The sequence below is a fragment of the Marinomonas gallaica genome, from assembly GCF_001639745.1.
GTDB lineage: Bacteria > Pseudomonadota > Gammaproteobacteria > Pseudomonadales > Marinomonadaceae > Marinomonas > Marinomonas gallaica.
Window position 1 is genome coordinate 307,949 of record NZ_LTAX01000003.1, and the last position, 23,779, is coordinate 331,727.

19 protein-coding genes are annotated in these 23,779 nt (G+C 45.8%); all 19 read right to left on the bottom strand.

Translation table 11 applies throughout. The annotated features are described in order from the left end of the window. Positions 1–150: 150 nt before the first annotated feature. Positions 151–1,362, bottom strand: a complete 1,212-nt coding sequence (locus AYW76_RS05405) for a hypothetical protein (RefSeq protein WP_067216788.1) — start codon at positions 1,360–1,362, stop codon at positions 151–153. Beyond that, positions 1,363–2,445 carry a hypothetical protein gene (locus AYW76_RS05410; RefSeq protein WP_067216790.1) on the bottom strand — a complete coding sequence of 361 codons (1,083 nt, stop codon included), beginning with the start codon at positions 2,443–2,445 and terminating at the stop codon, positions 1,363–1,365. It lies immediately after the preceding gene. Positions 2,446–2,449: 4 nt separating this feature from the next. Further along, positions 2,450–4,084 carry a PAAR-like domain-containing protein gene (locus AYW76_RS05415; protein WP_067216793.1) on the bottom strand — a complete coding sequence of 545 codons (1,635 nt, stop codon included), beginning with the start codon at positions 4,082–4,084 and terminating at the stop codon, positions 2,450–2,452. Next, positions 4,077–5,126, bottom strand: a complete 1,050-nt coding sequence (locus tag AYW76_RS05420; RefSeq protein WP_067216796.1) for a hypothetical protein — start codon at positions 5,124–5,126, stop codon at positions 4,077–4,079. The genes AYW76_RS05415 and AYW76_RS05420 overlap by 8 nt, the downstream gene beginning before the upstream one ends. Beyond that, positions 5,123–6,217 (bottom strand): DUF2169 family type VI secretion system accessory protein, encoded by a 1,095-nt coding sequence (locus AYW76_RS05425; protein ID WP_067216799.1) that lies wholly within the window; start codon positions 6,215–6,217, stop codon positions 5,123–5,125. The genes AYW76_RS05420 and AYW76_RS05425 overlap by 4 nt, the downstream gene beginning before the upstream one ends. Next, positions 6,217–6,726 (bottom strand): DUF6484 domain-containing protein, encoded by a 510-nt coding sequence (locus AYW76_RS05430; RefSeq protein ID WP_067216802.1) that lies wholly within the window; start codon positions 6,724–6,726, stop codon positions 6,217–6,219. Before AYW76_RS05430 ends, AYW76_RS05425 begins: the two co-directional genes overlap by 1 nt. Positions 6,727–6,731: 5 nt before the next feature. Continuing rightward, positions 6,732–8,951: a type VI secretion system Vgr family protein gene (locus tag AYW76_RS05435; RefSeq protein WP_067216805.1), complete on the bottom strand. Its 2,220-nt coding sequence runs from the start codon at positions 8,949–8,951 to the stop codon at positions 6,732–6,734. Between the two features lie 104 nt (positions 8,952–9,055). Continuing rightward, positions 9,056–9,532 carry an Hcp family type VI secretion system effector gene (locus AYW76_RS05440; protein WP_067216808.1) on the bottom strand — a complete coding sequence of 159 codons (477 nt, stop codon included), beginning with the start codon at positions 9,530–9,532 and terminating at the stop codon, positions 9,056–9,058. Between the two features lie 287 nt (positions 9,533–9,819). Continuing rightward, entirely contained in the window at positions 9,820–10,455 is a 636-nt protein-coding gene (locus AYW76_RS05445) for a hypothetical protein (RefSeq protein WP_067216810.1), read from the bottom strand. Beyond that, complete coding sequence (gene tssH, locus AYW76_RS05450; protein WP_067216812.1) at positions 10,448–13,099, bottom strand: type VI secretion system ATPase TssH; 2,652 nt, start codon at positions 13,097–13,099, stop codon at positions 10,448–10,450. The genes AYW76_RS05445 and tssH overlap by 8 nt, the downstream gene beginning before the upstream one ends. Further along, on the bottom strand, positions 13,096–14,763 hold the full coding sequence (locus tag AYW76_RS05455; protein ID WP_067216815.1) for a serine/threonine protein kinase: 1,668 nt from the start codon (positions 14,761–14,763) through the stop codon (positions 13,096–13,098). The genes tssH and AYW76_RS05455 overlap by 4 nt, the downstream gene beginning before the upstream one ends. Positions 14,764–14,775: 12 nt before the next feature. Next, the gene (tssG, locus tag AYW76_RS05460; protein WP_067216818.1) at positions 14,776–15,864 is read right to left on the bottom strand and encodes a type VI secretion system baseplate subunit TssG; all 1,089 of its coding nucleotides are present in this window, start codon (positions 15,862–15,864) and stop codon (positions 14,776–14,778) included. Continuing rightward, a complete protein-coding gene (gene tssF, locus AYW76_RS05465; protein ID WP_067216821.1) occupies positions 15,861–17,687 on the bottom strand; it encodes a type VI secretion system baseplate subunit TssF in 1,827 nt (608 codons plus the stop codon). The genes tssG and tssF overlap by 4 nt, the downstream gene beginning before the upstream one ends. Next, a complete protein-coding gene (tssE, locus tag AYW76_RS05470) occupies positions 17,687–18,154 on the bottom strand; it encodes a type VI secretion system baseplate subunit TssE (RefSeq protein ID WP_067216824.1) in 468 nt (155 codons plus the stop codon). Before tssE ends, tssF begins: the two co-directional genes overlap by 1 nt. A gap of 18 nt (positions 18,155–18,172) precedes the next feature. Next, complete coding sequence (locus tag AYW76_RS05475; RefSeq protein WP_067216827.1) at positions 18,173–19,009, bottom strand: type VI secretion system accessory protein TagJ; 837 nt, start codon at positions 19,007–19,009, stop codon at positions 18,173–18,175. A gap of 2 nt (positions 19,010–19,011) precedes the next feature. Beyond that, the gene (tssC, locus tag AYW76_RS05480) at positions 19,012–20,457 is read right to left on the bottom strand and encodes a type VI secretion system contractile sheath large subunit (protein WP_067216830.1); all 1,446 of its coding nucleotides are present in this window, start codon (positions 20,455–20,457) and stop codon (positions 19,012–19,014) included. A 69-nt stretch (positions 20,458–20,526) separates the two neighbouring features. Then, positions 20,527–22,023 (bottom strand): type VI secretion system contractile sheath large subunit, encoded by a 1,497-nt coding sequence (tssC, locus tag AYW76_RS05485; protein ID WP_067216834.1) that lies wholly within the window; start codon positions 22,021–22,023, stop codon positions 20,527–20,529. 11 nt (positions 22,024–22,034) lie between these two features. After that, the gene (tssB, locus tag AYW76_RS05490; RefSeq protein WP_067032361.1) at positions 22,035–22,547 is read right to left on the bottom strand and encodes a type VI secretion system contractile sheath small subunit; all 513 of its coding nucleotides are present in this window, start codon (positions 22,545–22,547) and stop codon (positions 22,035–22,037) included. Between the two features lie 105 nt (positions 22,548–22,652). Then, positions 22,653–23,768 (bottom strand): type VI secretion system protein TssA, encoded by a 1,116-nt coding sequence (tssA, locus tag AYW76_RS05495; protein ID WP_067216837.1) that lies wholly within the window; start codon positions 23,766–23,768, stop codon positions 22,653–22,655. Between the last annotated feature and the right edge of the window lie 11 nt (positions 23,769–23,779).

The window sequence follows — 23,779 nt, forward strand, 5'->3', positions numbered from 1 at the left end:
AGGGCACTTTATTGAGAAAGAAAAAAGTTTAAAAAATCAAATTGTTAAAGATCAGGCCTACATGTAGGTTAATTAAGCGCGCAGGTTGCCATCGGCATGTATTGATTACATGCCGTGTGGTTTTAAAGTTTCAAATAATGCCAAAAAGCGCTAACACACTCTGATACGTCTTGCTCTGAGGTTATCAGCCACGAAGTTAGGTTGTTGATACGCTGCAAATTGCCCCGCTAGATAACGGGTGTATTGTCGTGCGCTTTGGTGCAGATCAATGAAGCCTTCGGGCGAGTGAGTTTGCCCTCCGAGGTAGCGATTATTCGGATCGAACGCTTGTTCATGCTGTCGCCACCAGTTGGGGGCGAGGATCGGATCCGGCATGGGTAAATCAGCGTAATCACTGTTGGCGGCTTGGGGCTCAAAATCACTGGCGACATCCAGAGACAAGCTTGCATCATCCAAATGCATTCCAGTGATCACACTAAACACCATGCCGGCTTGTTGGTTGTAAGCCGGATCGTTAATCGCGTCTAATACTTCCGTCATGCGATGCGGTAAACCCGCCACCATCAAAGCGAATAAACGCAGTTCTAGCGGCAAGCCTGTGTGAAACCATTGGTCGAGCTGCTGCTCAATATCAGCCTTCGAGAGCACACTAAACGCAGCCATCACGGCTTCATTAAAATGCTCGTTGGGCTTTTCTAGATAAGGCTTCAACCGTCTTACAAAGTCTTTATTGCCCAGAAGTAGCGCCGCTCGGATGGCATAAAAGACCTCCGTACTATTGGCCTTTTCAATATTCAGCAACTGACCAAGCTGTTGCGCGATAGCAGGAGTCGTGGCTTTCAGGTCACCGATTAACTGAAGCGCTGCAACACGCTCTTCATCACTCCCAGCCGTTAGCCAATGTAATAAGCTTTGCTCGTCAGGGGGCTGTTTGAGAATGCTCAATGCTTCAATGCCACAGGCGCGAACCTTTGCCGAGGCGTGCTTGAGTGTTTGCTTAATGGCTTTGACACTTCGCCCTATGGGCAACCATGTCAGAGCAGAGACCAACTCATCGTATTGGGTATCACGCTCGGCGATGTCATCTAATATGACGGTAAAACGCTCAGTATTGTGTTGCTCTATCGCGACGACCGTCAGAATAAACACGGCACCCCATGTATCCGGCCCCATGGCTGACAGATAATCGACCTCACCTTCTGTGTCTAACCGAACAAGCTGCAAGTACTCCGCTAGCTTGTGTTCATACTCGTCAATGTGCTGCGGCGTAAGTTGGGAAGAAAAGAGCCCATGATAACGACGAAACCAAGCATAGGGCGCATCATGCTTCACATGGGCAAACAACCAAGGAGAAAGCGCCATCTAGCCCTGCCCCTTCGCGGATTTTAACTTGTCGGCTAATTCTGTCAGCTCATCAAGCTCTTGCTCGGCTTCTTTCGTCAACATTTCCAGCAGCATGGCCTCTTCTTTTGGCGATGGACCGCCGCCATAGAGATATTGCCAACGTTCGCCATCATACAAGGCAACACTGTTAAGGCTGGCCGCCAGCAATAGGCCATACCCTGCATCCAAACGACGCGCATTTAATGGGGCAATTTGCCCTTCAAAGTCATAAGGCTGACAGCTCAGCGTATCGGTATTTTGCTCTGCCACATACACGCCACTCTCACTGCCAAAAAAGACTCGACCTTTATAAGCCACGGTATCGCAGAACTTTACATTTTTATCGGTATGAAAAACGTCCCATTCTTCACCTCGACCACGTAGGACAATCCCCCACGCACAGCCGATGTAGACATAACCGTCTTCGGCACAGCATACGGAGAGCGGCAACATTTGTTCATCGCAAACATCAATATAACGCCACTTCTCACCATCAAAGTGCCAAATATCATTAGTTCCGCCTACGGCGTACAAATCATTTTTTGAAAACCCATCCATGTCTTCAAACCCACAGCCATTACCACTGGGGGCTTTGATCTCGGTGGAGATACATTCCCATTGCTCAGGGCCTAAGCGTTTAAACACATCACGCCCCCAGCCGACGCCGTACACTTGGTCATCGACTTTTGCTAACTGATGAAAGCGCGTTTTAGGTGAAAGCTGTTTTTCAGCAAACTTATTATCACCAAGACCTAGATAATAACCTTGCCCCGCATCGTCCATCATTAAGCACTCTTTAGGTTCAGTGTTCACTAAGCGAGTATTGAAAAAAGAATGTCTACCCCACCTCATCCCACCCCAAATAGCAGGACCTCCATCTTCTTGACGAGCTGAATTATATACAGCTAGCCTACTTTCCCCTCTAGATGTGTAATAGTCATACTTCTCTTCATCTAAGATTTCTTCAACTGAAACAGCGTAATAACCTTCAGCTGCTACACAACAGTCATGAATAGTGAAACCATCTAAATACTTATATTTATCAGTCGTTACATTAGCCATTTAATTAATCCAGAATATCATTATCGCTTTGAGCATTATCTGTTCCACCCACTTTATCTTTTACCGTAGGCTCACATTTAAAATCTTTATAAAACGCTTTGAGCTGAGCATTAATACAATCTGGGTCACAATGCTTCCCAAACCACCTTTCACCAAAGTCTGTATTCACCGCATTCTGGTGACCTTCTTGTGCAAGGTTAATTGCCTGATCTATAGAAACTTGTTCACCAAGATGTTTCTTTGACACTTCATCCGTTTTCGTATGAAACGTTCCATGGGTGCCATCACTATGGCCCACCCCTTCCGCACAGACGGTTGGTGCCTTGTTGTGCTTTGACTTGCTGTAACCACACTTGCTATCCGATAACCACGCCTCGGGGAGTAGGTGGTGGCCCGTTTGACCGGGGCAGCAACCGCCTGTCGAGGCATTGCCTAGCTTGCCAAACAGATCATCCGCATTTGTCTTACCCGCACTACTGGTCTTGGCGACGTTTGAAGAAGTCTCTTTACCATGCTTTCCGCCTTTTTGACCCGAGTCGTAGGGCACTAACATACATTTACGCGCTTTAAGACACTCATTATCTTCGACGAACTCTTTCATATCTACGCGGAAAGACTCCCAAAAATCAGACTTTAATTGATCCATTTCTTTTTGGCTGGTTGCACGACTCAACTGTGATTCATACTCTGCCAGCTTACTCATGTATTTTTTGGAAGTACGCGCTTGATCAACTAACGTCCCCGCTTCAAAGCGCATCCCATACACTTCAACCGCGGTACTGCCTGCCGTCCATACGCCATCCAGCACATTATATACGCCTACACCAATCTCGCAGGCTGCCGTTCCTGCTGGAGTAAATACGGTACAACCTAATGCGCCAACATGCTTTGCCCCAGCCCTGATGGCATAATCCTTTCCTGTTTCAATAGCATAATCTTTTAAGACGCCTTCCATGTCAGCAATCATACCGGTGGCTTCTTCTTTTAATTCACTAAGCCTATCTTCTAACTCTTTAATATTGGTCGGTTTGATCATCACACCAGTACAATGTTTGTCTTTCCATGTCATATTGCGTGGTTTACTAGACTTAGAGGAAGAAGCCGAGTTTTTCTTTTTGCGCTTTGAGGCTTTTTCTTGGCGTTTCTTAAAACGATCATTATCCTTTTTAGAAACACCGCACTCGTCTTCAACACGCTTTCGATCTTTCTCACAAGCTTTAGCGGCAGAGGCGCTATCGAGATATTGCCAGTGTCCTGTATTACCCGGATCAGAGCCGTGGTTATGGGTCATATTATCGGTATGACGACAGACGTTATACCCTTCTACAAACACGTCCATGGACCAAGATCGGAAGTAGGCTTTGCCCGTTATCACTTGGGTCTTTAACCCTCTAGCGTAGTTATTGGTCGCTGGTTCATTGCCGGTACTGGTCGCAAAGAACGATTTATCTTTCAGAGCGATAGGCTTATTCGTGATAAAGACTGTGGTGCTAGCATTGGCGAGGTCTTTCGCAAAGGTCGTATTCGGATACGGGATCAAATAAGGACTGAAACACGGATCTGGAAAAGCCGCGGGGGACAAACCAGCCGCCGCTTTACAGGCGATTTCTAGTCCATTAGCAAAAACTTGGTTAGCCATGACGCTCTCCTGTGTATTCCATTATAAAAGCACCGCGAGCGCTGTCATCGTTGCTACAGTGGGCGATCACATGGGCACCTGGGGCCATACCACGCTGATTGGCATAACGAGCCATCGTAATCATCCCTAACCCTACACTTGCCCCCGTTTCACCGATGTAGCTGGCTGGCAGCCACAATGGTTGCGATTCGGTTTTTTGTGTCAGGGCACGGGTCTGTGCCAAACCTGCTTCTTTAAAGAAGTATTGCTCGCCAGAGATACTCGCCATACGGTATCGGCAGTCATGTAAAGGCGTTTCCGCCCTTTCAGAGACTTGTCGATACGCCGATGTAAGCGCTTGCCCCTTCAATACGTCAGAGGTATCGATTAAAGCACTTTCATGTTGAATGCTGGTGCCGAGCACTTTTAAATCGGCGTTATGAGCCTGTCGACTTATGATCATCCCGCCGACTGCTTCGCCGGGGATAAAGCCATTACTGTTGCGCTCAGGTATTAGGACTCTTAGTTTGTGCGGAATACGCTCTCTATAAGGAGGATTGGCTAGAGCCGATAACGTCCCACTCATTAAGTAAGTATCAACAAATAACACTAATACTTTATCGACATTTTGGTTTAAAACAGCATTGGCTTTTTCAAAAGCATATACCAAAGAAGCACGGCCGCTGTTTAAAATAGAGAGCGGTTTACCGCCGATTCGTTGACGAATGTCTTCATCATCAAGTAACGCTTCGCTTAGTTGCTTTAGGTGAATATCTGCGATCAAGCCAGCGCGCGTGGGTTCACTGGTACACAGCAAGACATGACCAATATCCTTAGTATCCATTTCTTGAATCGAGTCTTTGAGTAAGCTCACCAAACGACGATAGCCGCGTACCTGACGATCTAATGCACAACGAGCCACTTCATCGTAACGACCGTTGTAGCCTAGCATCATCGCAGCCCCGTTAATTTCCCAACCACACCCTAATGATGAATAAAAGCCGATGTCTTCAATGTAAAGAGGCGCACTCACGCTCACGGGTAAAGTATTGGCGGTACTCATACTGTTTTAGGCCTTTTCAATGATCGATATTCCTTGCCTTTGGCTCTCGCTCGGCGCCAACCGGGTGTAGGGTGCCCAACAATAAGTTTGTCGATTTCCCCTGGGTAATATTCGATAGGAACATACGCGCGCCAAGTGATAGTAAAACGCTCAAGTTCAGGCTCTAGAAATAAGGTATCCGCGTGACAGTCTAGTATTTCCTCTTGTCCACCCGACTTGATAACGGCCATATAAAGCTGTGTCGTTGGTAGCTGAAATTGACGAAACTGATCCGGTGTCACGCCTGCTAATGTTACCGTTTCTCCACCTTGTAAATAGTTCATCTGCTGATCTTGGGGCGCAAATTGGTAATACTGCTCATCGAAGTCATCAGGGAGAAATGGGCTGACATTCTCTAGCCAGTTTTGGTCATAAGTGCCACCAAAGCTTAAACGAGGCTGTGATCGCCGTGCGATTGGACCAAAAGCCATTGGGCGATAATGTTTTTTATCTGGACTTTTAATGGGCTGGTCAATTGCCTCAAGTTGTGGAGCGGAAGTCCCCACTATGTCTTGTAGTGGCGTTTTTGGCGCATACCCTATGCCAATAGGATTACTTTCACATTCATGCATTTTTCCTTTGCTATCGTAGTCCGTCATATCAACGCCACCAAAGGCAAGGTCATAACGTATTTCTTGCTTGAGATAAGGCTGTGCTGTATCAGGCTCTGCGCCTAACATTGTGCGTTTCCATGCACGTGGGCCAAATACGCGAATGCTTTTATCAATTTGATCGGCAACGATTAGATTGACCACGCGCTCTGCCACGGCCTCATCATTAGGACTATATGCGCACGCATGCATCACCACATCGCATTTGGGCTTAATCGGTGCGAGATCATTTTCATATAACGTGGGACTGGTGGCAGGATCGCCCTGCGTGCTGTCGGCCACCATGATTTCAACAGGATTATCATATATCAGCGTCGGCGCTTCTCCCTGACTGGGAATACGCCAAGTGCCTTTTGCCACCAGCACAATCACTTCGCGTCCATCTTTTAACGTACTGCCGACATATTGCGCTTGTAGGTTGGTAAAGTTATTCAGTTCCATCAGTTAATTTTCACCACACCGCCTTTCAGCTGATTTGTACCATAGGCTTGTGTATTAATCGTGCTACCTTGAACAAATACACCGCCTGTAGGATCTAACACAATCTTTCCTTGACCACACTTCAGCTCAATACCATGCTCGTTCTCTAAAACAAGTGGTTCTTCATCTTTTTCAAATGCCGGTTCTTGAATCACACCGATAATAATCGGCTTACTGGCGTCTCCTTGATTGAAGATTAAGGTAACAGGCTGATCTATATCGTCTTCTTTTAGTTTCACTGTTGAAAGTGCTTTGATATGAGGAAGATCACTGTAATCATGCGAAATATAAGGAGCCCCCTCTTCATCGTACCCAAGTAGGATGCCCAGAACAGGAACGTTTATTTGCACATGTCTTTGCGATCCAGAGTTCACGGCAGACTCTACCCAGTTGCCTTGCATTGAAGCAGTTTCGGTTTGAACTTCAGCACTTGCTGATGTTTCAGCTGCTTGGCTATTCACGTCACTCATGCTAATTAATTCTCCAAAATCTTCTTGGCTTTCTGGGTAATCAGGCCACTGGCTTTCATATTGGTGTCTTTGGTTGAAACGGTATTGATGTTCTCTTCCGCTTCAATTTTGATATTCACACCAGAAATGGTGATGGTGCCGTCAGCAAGCATGTGGATGGACGATTTCCCGGTGCGAATGATGATTTCTTCTCCGACATCCACACTCATTTTTTTACCAACAGACGTTGTTTGCTCTTGTCCAACACTGGTCGTTTGCGTCATACCAATTGTGTTGGTTTGCTTCATGCCTATGGTATTTTGCTGCGCAACGCCTACGGTATTGGTTTCATTAATACCGACAGAGTGTACGCGCACAAGACCAACAGATTTGATTTCAGCCATGGCCGTAGTGTGCATACGATTTTGAGAGACGGTGACCATTTCATTACTGCCCACAGTTTCCGTTCGGTTAGCACCGATGGCAATGGTTTCGTTAGCCCCGACGGTTTCCGTGCGGTTAACGCCGATGCCGATCGTTTCGTTGTTACCTACCGTCTCGGTACGATCAACGCCAATGCTGATGGTTTCGTTGTTGTCGACGGTTTCGGTACGGTCGTGGTGGACAAAGACGGTTTCGTCGTTGTCGATGGTTTTGGTGCGGTCGTGACCGACCCAGTGGGTTTCGTCGTTTTCGACTTCGATGTCTTGGTTTTTCTCGGCGTGTAGGAAGACTTGCTCTTCGCCGATTTTGTCTTCAAAACGCAGCCAGTTAGCATTGGCGGCGGTGCCTTCTTTGGTCGAGCGCGTCAGGATACCGCTTTGGGTTTTATTGGCAGGCAGGTCCCAAGGCGGCATTTGGTCCGCATTGTAGACACGACCAGTAATAAGAGGACGATCTGGATCGCCATCCATAAAATCAACGATGACTTCTTGACCAATACGCGGCAAGAAGATCGCACCCCAGTTTTTACCCGCCCAGTTGTGGCTGACACGCACCCAGCAGGAGCTGTTTTCGTCGTAGCTGCCGTAGCGATCCCATGGGAACTGGATTTTGACACGACCGTATTCATCGGTGTAGATCTCTTCCCCTGGCGGCCCCACGACCATGGCATTCTGCGGGCCTTGCATTTTTGGCCAGCCGGTCGTCATCCGTGGGCGGTAAACGGTCGCCGATGGGATACACTGAAAGCGGTTTTCGTATTGCATTTCCGCTTCGTCATCGACCGTGTAAGAATAATCCTGAGCTTCGTGTCGCACCGATAGCAGTGCGTATTCGGCGATTTCACTTGGGGAATCATCATGACGAGCAAGAGTAAACTTATGACCCGGAGTGAAGCTGCGACAGCCACTTTCACCATGAACAATGTCGTGATGGGCTTCATCCGACTCAACACGTAAGCGTGTCCAACCATCGCCTACGCCCTTTTCTTCATAGCGTCCAGGGTAAACGAAGTGTTCATACTTGCCCACACCGGGGACTTGCATGCTGGCGTTTTCGCCGGTTTGAAGCGTGTTGCGAGGCTTTTTAAAATCGTAATCACGTTTGGCGTAAGCGCCAGTGCGAAATTCGTAACGGTGATTCCAACCATGAACGGAATGCGCTGTCTGTGTACCACTGCGATAATCCACAGCCGCTTCATCGCATTGACCGTAGCCACCGACATGATCACTGATCACTAAGGTGTGCGTCCCCGCCGAATGCTCGAAATAGTAGTAAATACCTTCTTCTTCAAATAGTCGGGATAAAAAGTCAAAATCACTTTCTTTGTATTGAACACAATACTCGCGTGCGGGGTGCTGGCCCGCCAAGCGAAAGGAGAAGTCACTAAAACCGTTTTCAGCAAAGACCGCTGAAGCGATTTCTTTTACCGTTTTGAACTGAAAAACCTTGCAGTCACTGGTTTGCGTTAAGAACCAAAACCAAGGCACGACAACGGCTGTGTAACTTTGCAAATCTTGTAATTTGTTACCATCTTGACGAAAGCTCTGTACGTAGCCGTTAATATAGCGATAGCTACCGGCTTGAAATAACGCATTGTCATCGGTAAGAGAGATTTTTAGGGTGACGTTTTTGCCCACTATTTGTGCTGGTGGAATGTCTTTGAGTAAGGAGTATGCTTCGATCTCAAAGCCAAACAGTGTCGAAACCTTCTCTTCCCCGACCAAACGAGTTAATAGCAATGTGTCTGGCCCAAGCGGCGAGTCGATGGCCAAAAGGCGACTTTTTTGGGAGAAATCAGCCATATACTTCCTTGTTGTTCCTAATTAAGAAATAAGAATTAAACTATCCAAACCAAATGCACTATAAAACAAACCACAGCCCAAGGGCTGCGGTTTGTATACATAGCTTACAGACGTGTACCTGTAGCCAAGTCGTAACCTGATGGCACGCTGCCTTCTGGCTGATGCTGTTCGTTCCAAGACGTGTATTTCATCTCAACTTTAGTGAAGTTAAGAGCGATAGCTTCAACAGGACGATCGCCATTCGATACAACGTTGTAACCGCTGATTAGCGTATTGGTCAGCGTGTATTCCATGTACGTTTCAATGCCTTCAGGAGTCGTCTGAACAAGGTGAATCAATGCAGTTTTACCTTGACCTACACAAGACTCAACGAAGAACAACGGAGACGTTTTATCCATCTTTGTTGTTAACGTGATTTCACCAATAACAGGTGTTGTAGACTCACGATCTTTACCTTGACCAGGTTTAGTAGACAGGCTGCGGTTGATATTCCAATCCAATGAGTCACACTCAACCCAATTTTCATGACCCGCTGCTGTTACGTCGCCATCAATGCCATCAATTTTTAGATAGATTGCCATGGTTTTACACTTCCTTTTTTAAAAATTTAAATTACTGGATTTTTACCCCATAAAAATAAGTAAATTCCGATAACTTAGAAAACAAGCCCTGGAATTATTTCACTCTATTTTATGAAATAAATCTTTAGTAGTTAGTAATTTTGGAAAACCAATAACAGGATGAGGAGTTCTAATATAAAGAAACATTAGAACAGACATCCTTGTCTTACTATTTGACTAATGCATTATGCTTATCAGTCAATCTACATTTTTTATTCAAATACTAGGAAAGACCTTCTCCCTGATATTTATTTTTGAACAAATATTTTATCGACTAGTTTACCTTCTAAACCACAATCTTCGCCACTTTCGCACAAAGCACTGTTACTTAGGTAACGGTCAAACCACTTAACTTCCTTTACAGAAAACTTAAAGTCTTTACCTTTATTTGTCTCGTAATGACTGTATATATATGTTCCGTAATCGCTTAAATATAATCGACCTCGTTCGAATTCATAGCTACCAGCGCTATTTACCTGTTCGCACGTACTCCACCAGTTAATATGCTGGCCATTATTGTAGTGCCTAACCCGTCCAATATTTACCTCATAATTTACACAATCTTTCGTAAGCCTTGTCGATAAAATCGTTTTTGCAAAGCGAGAAGGATTCGATACGGCCTGCTTTTGTAGGTCTGAAGGCATGTATTCCATTAAATAACTTTGTAAGCGTAATCGATTACTGCCATTACTCGTTGCAAAGTTAACCAAGCCACCGTCTAAATTCGCATTCGTTGTGTAAGAAGCCACCTCATAACCTTCCGGTAATGCCACACGAAAGTTATCATTTTCTGCCGCTAAGGCGGGCCCTGACAATAAAGCAGCCCCCCCTAATACACCGAGAGCAAAACAACGTGCTGATAAGCGCTTCAATACGCTATGCATTTTTAGGGCTCCGCTGAAGTTGGTAAGTGAATTGACTGTTATCGTCCATATCAATGGTGACGCCTATAATGCTTTGCTCTTCACCCATCGATTCGAGCACATGCATTGAGATTTCAGGCAACAAGGTACGATTGATGATGTGAATCGCATTACGTGCCCCTGTATCCACTTCTTTACAACGACTTACGATGGTGTCGATTACGGCATCACTGAACTCAAACTGTGCTTTGTATTGCTCAGCTAAACGCTGGCCGACACGATTTAGCTGAAGACGAATAATGTTGCCCATCACGTTGTCTGTCAGGGGTAAAAACGGTACCAATCGGGTACGCCCTAAGAAGGCTGGTTTAAAGTAATTCAACATCTCGTCTTTGATCAGACCTTCGAGCTTCTCTGGTGCTGGCGCGGTATCAGGGTCAGCGTAATACTGAGAAATGGTCTCAGTACCAGCATTAGAGGTCATAATGATCAGCGTATTACGAAAATCAATATCACGCCCTTCACTGTCTTTCATGCTGCCTTTATCAAAGATTTGATAGAAGATATCTTGCACGCCAGGGTGCGCTTTCTCCATTTCATCAAGCAAAATAACGCTGAATGGCTTACGTCGAACGGCTTCGGTCAGTACGCCCCCTTCACCGTGGCCAACATAGCCCGGAGGCGCGCCCATTAGCAGCGATACTTTATGTTCTTCTTTAAATTCGGACATATTGATGACCGTAAGATTTTGCTCGCCGCCGTACAGTAAATCCGCCAACGCCAACGCAGTTTCTGTCTTACCGACGCCACTGCTGCCGCAGAACATAAATACGCCAATTGGCTGCTTCGGATCTTTCAGCTTAGCACTGGCAATACGCACACTTTGGCTGACCGCATCCAATGCATGGTCTTGGCCGATGATGCGTTTTTGCAACTCTGTTTGAACCGTCAGAACTTTTTGAATCTCACTAGAAACCATGCGACCCGCAGGTATGCCTGTCCATGAAGAAATGACTTCTGCAATCACTTGACTGTCCACATGAGGACGAACCAACGGCGCTTCACCTTGCAGAACGTCTAATTCAACCAGGTGGGCGGTCAACTCTTCTTTCCAAGCCACCAATTCCAACGCTTGCTCAACATCAGCGTCACTGATCTGTTGGCGTAACGCTACAATCTGATCAACTAACGCCTTTTCCTTTTGCCACGCTTGCTCGACGATAACCTTCTCAGATTCCAGTTGATCAATCGTCGCGCGCAGCGCTTCAACTTCTTCGACAAAGCCACCATAAAGGCTGTTTTCACGCTCTAATGCGGACAGTTCACGTTGCTGCTGATCTAAACTGGCATTTAAGTTATCCAGTGCAGCGGGGGCATTACGGAGTTCTAGGTTGACGCGTGAACACGCTGTATCCAGTACCGATACACACACATCTGGCATCTGACGGCCGGAGATATAACGCTTCGACAATAATACCGCATCGCGAATGGCTTCATCCAAAATCATGACTTGATGATGGGCTTCAAAATGCGGTGCTAACGTACGCAGCATGCGCATGGCATTCTCAGGGCTTGGCTCATCCACTTTGACCACTTGGAAACGACGCGTTAATGCCGCATCTTTTTCGAAGTACTTTTTATACTCGGCCCAAGTTGTCGCAGCGATAGTGCGCAACTCTCCTCGTGCCAAGGCTGGCTTCAAGATATTAGCCGCATCCCCTTGGCCACCAGAGTTGCCCGCACCAATTAAAGTATGCGCTTCGTCTATAAAAAGAATGATTGGCTTAGGTGACTGCTTAACTTCTTCAACGACGCCTTTAAGGCGATTTTCAAATTCCCCTCGTACACCGGCTCCGGCTTGCAGCAGCGTTAAATCAAGAATACGGATATCGACATCTTGCAACGAGTCTGGGACATCGCCATCGACAATGCGCTGTGCTAACCCTTCTACGATAGCCGTCTTACCGACACCCGCTTCACCGGTCAGAATGGGGTTGTTTTGACGGCGACGACACAAAATATCAATCACCTGACGAATTTCTGCTTCACGGCCGACCACTGGGTCTAACTCACCTGAGCGCGCTCGCCCGGTTAAATCAAGCGTATATGACGCGAGTGCACTGTCCCCTTGAGCAGGATTGCCAACACTGGCCTCAGCCGCGCCATCGGCTTGAACACCTTGGCTCCCTCCAGCATTCGGGTTTTCAAGCTTGATAAGATTCGGGCCATTGCGAACAAAGTCCTCTTGATCAAATTGAGCCAACGCAGGAAGCTGAGAGGTCAATTGTAATGCCATTGCTGGCTCTTTAAACAAGGCAACCAGTAATGCGTTGCCCGCGACGTCTTCATCGCCGTATTCAAGGCTCGACAATAGCCACGCCTTACGAATCAGCTCAACCACATTGGGGGAGAACGACGGCGCGCCGGTATGACCTTTGTCAAAGCGTTCAAAGACGGTCAAGATATTCCCTTGCAGCTGATCAACATTGACGTTGTAACGGCTAAGCGCTTGACGTGCACCGGTTGCAGGCGCTTGCGTAAGCGCCAAGACAATGTGCTCAAGCTCAACGGCGTAATGCTTGTGAGTGACCGCTAAGGATGCAGCGCTTTCAAAAGCGGCTCGGCTGGTTGCGGATAATTTACCAATTAGTGCTCGTGTGTTCATGTAACATCCTCTGTTTTGCGGATTACCACGGTTTTATTGTCATCGGTTTCGATCTCAGATTCGCTCAGCTGTGCTTGCTCAATATCTGGATCAGATTCTTTAATAAAGGTTTCCATTTGCTCTGCCAGTTCATTGAACTGACGTTTGGCATAGCCCACTTCATCTATTTTGCTTACCGGTAAGCGGGTAAAGTAATTGCCGACATAAAGGCTCTGCATGGCTTTTCCCAAATGCTTAAATTCGCTGGTAAAGAAACGGCAGATAAAAAATACCAATGCAGAAATAGACATGCAGACAAGTAAAATAAAGCAGACTAATACAGACGTCGTACGCCACCACACATCGTCAATAGAACGTGCTGACAACCCCATTACGACACTGCCAATGACCTTGTCGTTAAATAAAATCGGCGCTTTGAAGTTGTAGACCCGCTCGCCATTGTTCGCACTGGGAGGCAACTGTGAAACTCGGCTACCTTGATGCTCAGTCAAAGGCTGTAACTCAGCAGGGGCTCGATAGACGGTGCCAATACTTTGCGCATCACTAGAGGCTTTGATCGTGCCACTGTGGTCTGTGATGTATAAGTAATTTACTTGTTCATTCGAGGCGATACGCTCTGCTGAAACAGCCAAAGCCAGACCGTCGTTCAGTAGCAAGGCTTCATCCACTTGCTCTTTGGTCTGCTGTACCAACATGCTGCCGTAATCGCTGAGTACTTGTGTCAGGTTTTTTGATAAATCATTCAGCGTGAATAATAAAAACCCAATTAACAAAATACTGCAGGCTCCCGCTACTACGGCGGTATAGAGCCACGTAGCCGTAATACGCTCACTCCATTTACTGGCTTGATTGGCCAACTCTAAATCCAAAGCTTCTAGTTGTCTGAGCAGCTCTTTGGCATTGGTATAACGGAACGTAGCCTTTTTATGCAGCAAGCGACGAATGACTTTTTTCACTGCATGAGGACAACGAGATGTGTGTAAATTCGCATCTGAGGTTTGAATAAGATTAAACAAATCGCGAATAGTCGAGGCTTCGAAAGGCAAGGTCCCAAACACCAATTGATACATGACGACCCCAAGGGAATACAAATCACTGCGTTGATCAGGTGTTTTGCCTGCCAGTTGCTCAGGAGACATATAGTAAGGCGTCCCCACAATCATTTCGCCTTCTTCGACCTGTTGAACATCGGTCTGTTCATGCAGATATGCGACGCCGAAATCGGTCAAGCGAACACGGCCATTCGATTCAATCAGTACATTGCTCGGTTTTAAATCCCGGTGCACAATGCCCTTTGAATGAGCGTATTCTAAAGCAGCGCCAAGTTGCCCAACAATATCAATCACCGTTTCCAAGGGGACTTCGTGCTGTCGAGCTAACCATTCATCAAGGCTTTCACAGTCGACAAATTCCATCACAATAAACGGTACATCATCGACTTCACCCACATCAAAAATCTGTACGATATTGGGGTGATTCAGCTTTCCAGAGATGGTCACTTCGTTTAAGAAGTAGCTGAGGCGCTCTTTGTCTTGCGCAAAATCAGGTTTTAATACTTTGATGGCCAGCGTACGCTGCAACGCGGGGTCATAGGCTTTATACACCTGAGACATCGCACCTTCGCCGATCAATTCTTTTAATTCATATCGTCCAAGTTGATTCATAGTCACACCAGATTAACGATTTAAGTTATAAACAGTATCTGCAACATCATGGTCAGCCGGTTCACTGGATAACCAGAGTCCTTCACCAAGCGCTAAAGAGGGTTGCGAGCTTGAGCCCTCTCCTATTTGCAGTGCTGGCCGATCGTGCCCTTTCAATACAACTTGTAGGTCTACCCAATAGTCGGCCCCAAGAAAGGAAAATAAGACCTCTTTAAGACGCTCAAACAAAACACCGCCGGGTCTAATGCGCTGAAATGCAGAATAATCCAGTGGCTCTGTGCGTAATCGCATACTAAAACCCCCTTCATAAATAGCCCCACCCGCAACAAAGCTTTGACCCAATGCACAATTGGCCTTACCTAAAACATTGCGCTGACTCGGTTCAAGCTCGAACCAGCGACCAAAAAACTGTTTTAAGGACACATCACATCCCAAGACATGGCCAATGATTTTACGTAGCGCATTGGCATTACGAGGTCGCTGACTAAAGTAGCCCGAAAAATAATAGGCAATGTCTTCACAGCTCGGCACATTTAGCTCGTCATCGGTAGACGCTTCCTCAGGGCTATGCTCAACGCTTTCAGATGCCGATTCGCCATGGCGAAGCCCGGTGTAACTCATTATCATTTTTCGGGCGGGATGAATCTGAGTACTCTGCGGATTTTTCCCTACTTGTTCTTCTAAAATGGCTAAGCGATTTTTTTGCCAAGCGCGATATAAAAAGCTAATAGCTCGGGCATTGAAGCCATCCAATAACACTTTTAAGGCCGTATCTTTGTCACGATTACGCTGAGCAAGCATCTCGGTATAGTGCTGAGGTAACACGCCAGACGGGCCGGTCAAACCAAAACAAGCCACATGAAGCATGCGTTTCTGATAGCCATGCTCTATAGGCGTAATCTCAATTTTTTGTTTGGCCGCATAAGGTGAAACCAAGGATTGTATGACACAAAAATCCACAAACTCCCGATACAACGGATAATCGTACCCAATGGGGGCATCAGCCAGTTCCTTGCTTTTACGAGCATCGGCCTCCAGAAGCCGAAGTCGTTGGAAAAAATCGATGTCTGGTAATGCATACGGAACAGAGGCATTCATCATAATAGTGCCTGATCCCCACTGCGTGGCGGCCAAGCGCATAACGGCATTTCTCTGCCTTGCAACTCAACCGTTAGCTGAACAAAAGAGTTAATTTGCGTATAAAGACCAAGAAAGCGTTCCAGCACTGCGGCAAATAAATACGGTGAACTTCCCGCAAAACGAGACTCGTCTAGTAGCAACGTCACTTGACTGCCACGACAAAAAAACGGTATCCCACTGTCATCAAGAATGCGCATAGTACTTGGGGATACGGACTGAATTTGGACGGCATTAACAACGCTTTCGTTCTCGCCAGTCTCATTAAAATTATACAGCGAGAGAATTTTCTGGAAGGCATTAGAGCCTAATGCCCCAGCGGTCAAAGAAATATGATTCAAATTCAGATGAGACAATAGCTGCCAATAAATATCATCGTCTATACGCGGACGAACCGTGTCAGTAAAGGCTGTCTCACTGACAATTCTACCAATTGCTGCCGAGCCAGAGCGAGGTAAAAGATTCGGCTGGCTTTCTCTTTGGTTAATGACATACGGTAATCGACCATTTGAGCAAGTCAAACTCGCAATAAACATACCGCCTTTATTTTTACTAAGCGCCGCTTCTAAATTTATCAGTGATAAATGAAATAAACTGCGCACATTGCCTTGCTCTAATTCTTCACGACGTGTGTGCCAACGAACTTCACTCAACTCAGAATTTGGCGTTGCACTCACACCAAAGAAAGGATTGATATAATCAATATTGGCACCATCTATGGAAATGGACAGTGAATCAATATTGTAAATCTCATCTCGATCAGGATGACGGGCATCCGCAATCACTGGGTATTCGTATATAGAAAAGTCCAATAATGATGGTTCAGAGCGCTTTTCAAATAAATTAATTTGAGGTGTTGCGTTTAACACGAAGTTGTTTTTATCTACCGTCGCTTCGATATCCGGCAAAGCTTTATTTAGATAGAAATACAGCTCAATATGCTGCCCTTCTAAAACATTTTGGGCGGTACTGATATCAACGTCGAAAAATAAGAATTTCTCTGGGTAAGCAAAATATTCTGTCAGCAATCGATAACCAATAAACGACTGCTCAGGATACGGCAACATGCCCTCGTCTTCTTCAAACCCTACGGTTTTGAGTGCAGTTTTCACATCTAAGAATACTGCATCAGGGTCATGTGGACCTTTTGCTACCGCTATTTTCAGGCTGTGATTTAAAATAAGTTCATACAAAGCGAAGCTGTAGTGACGTGTTCCTTTTATGTAAAAACGAACGGTATTTAAATCAAGTTTCTCAGCTTCTACAGCACTATTAATGGCATCCAGACCAATGCTTAATACGGCTTTAATATCATTAAAACTGCCGGGATTCGGTGCTTCAACAGGACAAGTTTGTAAGCGCGCGCTACCCACTTTAAACGGTAAAATCTGGGCGTCATATACCGTTTTAAAGAAACATAACTCACTTGAGTTCTGCCCACTGTGCTCAACCACTAAACCTTTAGGGACATGTGACACACTGGTAAGGTTTTTTTCCGGCTCAAAGCTGATAATGTTATAGCTTGGCAATGGGCGTAAGTAATGTGGATAAATCACATCCAATAGCGTCTGACACAACTCTGGGAATTCGTCGTCTAACTTTTTACGAATTCGTGCATTCAGAAAAGCGACACCCTGAATAATACGCTCAACATGAGGATCGCGAGCATTATCATCCATGATATGCAAACGCGCACCAATTTTAGGATGCTCTTTAGCAAACGCTTCACCTCGCCGCTTAAGGTAGCTTAACTCCTTTTGGTAAACATCTATCAGTGCTTGTTTCATTATCTTCCTGACCTGAAATTAAACATTTTTAGCGCGGGTTCGAATAAAGCCGTGATCATCACGGCTTCCGACTCCCCGTAAAACATAAGCTTGGCTTTAATATAAAAGCCCAAGCTATTGGTCTCGATTTTCTCTTCACTAAGCGTGACGCTTATATCGCTTAAGCGTGGCTCATTTAGACGTAATGTTTCCTGTATCTTTAACCGTAACTCATCACGCCCGCTCAACGACGAAATATTGATGTGAGCAAAGTCTGTTACACCATAGGTCAACAAAACATCACCCTTTACCACTGAAAAAGGAGCTAGAGAACGACATCGGCTGTTCAATAAGTCCTGTAGATCTCGCATCACACTGTTTTTGTACTGAATGTAATACTCAACCTCAGGACGATGCCGATCAATTTTACTTTCAGGGGCTTCGTCTTGAATCAGCTCAATAAAGGGTAATTGCAGTGCGTCACTCAAATCCGGTTACTCCTTTGCTCAACTTACTTGTCGACGCTGAAGGGATTGAATTTGTAAAATCGGCACCAGATCATCGCCAATCAGCCAACACTTTTGACCAATACCTGTAACGATTTCAGTTGTCGGACAGGCGTCCCAATCCGTTGCGCGGGCCAAGGAGGCTTGAGTGTCTGTACTGCTGGTGCCAGCATATATTGTCGGAACAAATACGTGCATTGGCTGCGCTTCCTCACCGTCTTGCGGTAATAAATGCACCATTGCTTTGCGATATAACAAGTCGATCGGTTTTTCATACGGAAAAAACTCGATGCTTTGTATTTCTTGCCAAGGCAGCCATGCATAGCCCTGATTCGCCACAAACACTTCTAAGGCAAACGCCGTTAAATCATCCGGCTCAATCAATTCACCAGTCAGTGTTTCTTCACCTGATTTACATTCAAATAATGGCTGTGGTCGATCGGCCAATAATTCCTGCGCCTGATCTTTGGTCATGGAACCATCAGCAACACCTTTCATCAAAGCAAAGCTTGGCTGCAAGAACGCTTCGTGCGCTTCGTTCAATGCTGGCATAGTTGTCAATGAAGAAAAGAAAGCGCGTCGCTGGTTATCTGCTTTGAGCATCTCTGCCATCACTTTAAGTGTCATAAACGAAGGCAGATCATCTTGGTATTCTTTTTCTAGGATCGTAAGCTGACTGATGGCTTTATCGACTTCGCCAACAAACAAATAAAACTGCAGTAATAGGCTTCGACCTTCATTGCTTTCCGGATTATCTCGAACAAATGTCTTGGCATGTGTCAGAGCAGAGGAAAGATCCCCTTGATCATACAGTTCGCTAATTCCTTTAATATCCATGATTATCCTGTCACTCTGTTGGAGACAACCTCAGCACTAAACTGTATTGAGGTTTCAATAGTTTCTAGTTGAAAGTGCGGTTTTAAGTGCACCACACATGTATAGTTACCACTCACTCCCGCCTTTTCATTAACGGATACTCGAGCATCTCGGAGTGGATAACGAGCCAGTAATTCATCACTCGCTTCATCGGTTGCCATGACGTAATTCATGATCCAGCTTTGTAAAAACCGGCGACACTCTTCAGCCGTATAAAAAGAGCCTACATGGTCTCGTACGATCACTTTAAGGTAATGCGCAAAGCGTGAAGTGCATAACACGTACTGCAACATGGCCGAATAGCGAGCGTTGATATTGGCTTGTTCGCTGGTATATACCGGCGGGCTTTGAATCGACGGAGCACTATAGAACACACCAGAGCCACCATTAGCACTGTAACAAGCTGAAATAAAACCGTACTCCGTAAGCGTTCGCTCTAAATTATCTGGAATCATAATTTCAGCTGCGACAATGGACTCAAGATCTGCTTCAGATCTATGCTCGTTAGGGTTAACAATCACGCCGCCACCAAAATGACGTTCTCCTGTTATTTCAGCCAACCAGCTGGTGTTAGCAAAACAACGAGCCATAACCGCACCTAAAGCAAAAACAGCACCTGTCTTTAATCGGTCCGAGCGATGCGATAAACGCTCTTGGTAAACAAATTGGTCGGTACGAGTAGGGCTATGTTCATAAAGCCGACGTAAATAAATATTCGGAAGTGTTAAGCCAATAAAACGCGCATCTTCTTTACGTCGCAGGTTTTTCCATTGCATAAAATCCAACTGCTGATAGGTGCGCTGTAAGTTCAGCAGCGAGTTCATGTTAGTAAACTCGTCTAGATCTAATAGGGACGGATGAGTATTGAAAATAAACGGGCAAAAAGCAGCTGCTGCCACTTGTGCCAAACTATCCACTAAGCGAAGATCATCAACCCCGTGATAATGCGGTTTCAACGCCACATCGAAATTACACAGCATGGCGCTAAAGGGTTCACCGCCAGCAATACCAAATTCACCGTTATAGACTTTATTGAAGATTTCACTCTGATCAATTTCAATCGCACGCATCACATCGCGATTCAGTTCAGACCAAGACACATTCAGCATTTTCACTTTGATTTGATAGCTCAAACCAATTTGGTTTAGCAAAAAATGACAACCGAGCCAACTTGCTTCTAGTGCTTGAAACTGAGGATGGTGCAATACTTCATCTAACTGAGTTTGCATTAGACGATCAAGCTTAGCGATGTGTATTGCCAACAGATGAATCACTTCCTGCTTGCTTGGTACATAATCAAGTTCATCAAGGCTTAATGCATCGATAAGCTCATTTACCCAAGCATATTGCGAAGCGGATTCTGCTCGCGATGTCTGAATTTTCTGATGAAAACCGCCGGGTGCATCCATGGCTTGATCTCCTTTGAACGAGAACTGCTAATTGCTGACAATTGCAGTCCTCGTTGTGCTATATCTAGCTTAGTTGCCCATTTGAGGGATACGCGCAACCATACGCATGGATGCCGTCAACTCTTCCAGCTGTAGCCAAGGGCGCATCCACGCGACAACGTTGTAAGACCCCGGACGACCTGGAATTTCAGTCACCTGAACCTTCGCTTCACGTAGCGGGTAACGGGCTTTCATATCCTGCCCTGAATCTGGGTTGTTATTCACATAGTTAAGCAACCAGCGGTTTAACCAAGATTCAACATCGTCTTTTTCCATGAAGGAACCGATTTTGTCCCGACCCATTACTTTCAGATAATGCGTAAAGCGAGAGGTAGCCATCATGTAAGGTAGACGAGCAGAGATCGCCGCATTAGCGGTCGCTTCTGGACGGTCGTAGATTTTTGGTTTTTGAGCCGTTTGTCCACCAAAGAACACAGCGTAATCTGTGTTTTTATAATGACACAAAGGAAGGAAACCTAATTTCGATAGCTCAGCTTCTCGACGATCCGTCAAACCAATCTCGGTTGGACACTTAAGGTCTAAATCACCATCATCACTCGTGAAAACATGCGTTGGTAAATCTTCTACACGACCACCACCTTCCGCACCGCGGATCGCAGTACACCAGCCCGTTGTTGAGAAGGCATGAGTCATACGCGAGCCCATTACATAAGCAGCGTTCATCCAGCAGTAATCATCATGATCACTCACACGTGCTGTACCACCTTGATCAATCGGTGCTTCTTCGTAACCGAACGCATCAATAGGCTTGGTTTTGTCTCCATAAGGCAAACGGGCCAAGACGCGTGGCAGCGTTAGTGATAGAAAACGTGAGTCTTCCGTATCACGGAAACTACGCCATTTAATATATTCTTTAGAATCGAAGATTTTTTCTAGGTCGCGTGGACGTGATAATTCAGTCCAGCTTTCCAGCCCGAACAGCTGAGGGCCGGCAGATGCAATGAAAGGACAGAATGCTGCAGCAGAAATGTTAGACATTTTCGACAACAGTTCAATATCATTTGGAGAGCTATCAAACGCATAATCGCCAATCATAGCACCAAACGGCTCACCACCCGGTGTACCAAACTCTTCCTCGTAAATCTTTTTAAACATTTCGCTTTGATCAAACTCTACAGCTCGATCTAAGTCTTTATAAAGATCACGCTTACTCAGATTTAGCATTTTTAGTTTTAACGCAGAGTTTGTTTCAGAGTTATGCACCAAATAGCTAAGACCGCGCCATGAACCTTCTAATGCTAAAAACTCTTCTGAGTGCATGACTTCATTAAGTTGCTCAGAAAGCTTACGGTCCAGTAGATCAATCGCTTGGTTGATGGTTTTGGCGATATTTCGATCCCAAACCACAGTACCTTCCATCGCGCCATCTACTAATGTTTTAAGCAGATCTTTCGCTACCGTGCTCTCAGTTTGTTTGGTCGCACCGATCACTTGATCAAGTAAACTTGTTTGCTCAAGCGTTTGGGTTTGCGTCTGTGGGTCTAGTGTTGCTGTAGTATCTGTCATCCCTGTTGCCTCTAGTTTACATCACTGTCTTGCAGTTCATTGGAAAGCTTCTGTACGCTATCAGTACTTTGCAATACTTGCTCTAGCAAAGACTCCAATTCTTCTGAGCGATCGGCCTTAGTAAGCAGGTCACGCAATTTGTTACGTGTATCCAGCAAATTTTTCAATGGCTCAACTTGCTCAACAACCTGACCAGGCTCAAAGTCATTCATCGAACGAAACTTCAAATCAACCGGAATAGTGCCTTCTTGATCGGTCAATTTATTATCGACTTTAAACGCTAAACCAGGCTCAAGCTTAGCCATCACATCGTTTAGATTGTCACGGTCAATTTGTACAAACTTACGATCTTTGAGGCTCTTCAATGGCGCACCTGGATTGTTTCCGGTGAACTCCCCCATGATTCCCATGACAAACGGCAGCTCTTTAACAACAACAGCGCCCTCTGTTTCAACATCGTAAGTGATATGAACTCGTGGTTTACGAACCCGCTCTAACTTTTTGTGAATACTTTCGCTACTCATGTTTCGTCCTCGACTATTCCTTTATTTCGTATTTGCTTTGGCTTAAGCGCTTGAGCAAACATCTCGAACTGTTACGCGTACCACTCAATCGCGCATACAATCCCATTAGCTCCCGGTATTCGGGTTTAAGCCAATTAGACGGAAGAACTGTTGCCGTGCATTATCATCGTCCAATAGTTCTTCCATTAACTCAGCCAAGCTCATTCTTCCCCAACGCTCTACTCGTTTCATTTGGTGGGACAATGGTGAATGAGGCTCAGTATTTTCAAAAAACAAACTAAGTCTTGAAGTCATCACCAATGCTTCTTCTCGAGAGGCGGGGTAATAACTGGTCGGATCAATTACGCCTGCGCGCATCACTGGTTTTGATTCCGCCTGATCACCATCCTCAAACGCTTCTAATTCTGGCTCTGGTATGTCTTCAGGCTCTTCAGAACGAGCTTCAATATGAGCAATAACTTTCAAGGCTTCTTGAGCCACCGACAAGGTGTTTTTTATGGCAGACGTTGGCGGTGCATCGAAGCCACACATGTCACTCAAAAAGCCCTCTAAGGAAATAAAGCTTTCTTTGGCTGCATGCACTGCATCAGCGGTGGCACGTATCGCCGTCAAGTCATTGCCATGAACCCGTTTTTGTAGCTGGGCAATGGTCTGCTCACCATTATCTGTTCGACGCTTTAGTTTATTTTGGTCTTGAATTTGGGCCAGCTCACAGGCTTTAATGTAATCCCATACCAACACTGGCTCTTGTTCGGCACTGTACATAAAAGGTGCCATGCGAATCGGCATAATAAGAGTGCCTTCGCCGTTATCACCATTTAAGCCACTTAACGGATACAGGGTAGCTTGAATGCCATCTTCATCGGGGCGAGGATACAAGTCCCCCCAATATTGACGGATAAGCTGATCAGCTAACTCTAAGGATTGAGCTAGACCTTGGAAGCCTTCTAATCGAATACTGGCTTCAATAAGCCATGCAAGCACTTCCACATCTTTTGAGCATTGAGACAACACAACAAGACATTCGTCTCGCACAGGCTTCCATTCACCCGTCAGGCCTTGTAAGTCTTCCAGCTGAACAACTTGTCGTTCTTCTGCTCGAATACGGTTACGCAGGTCACGTAAGGTAAAATATTGCTCACTAAAGTCTGCGTGTTCGCGGATATCAAATCCTGCAGGAGCATCTTGGGTGATTGGCGTAAGTACGCTACTAAGTTCCATACCATCCCTGT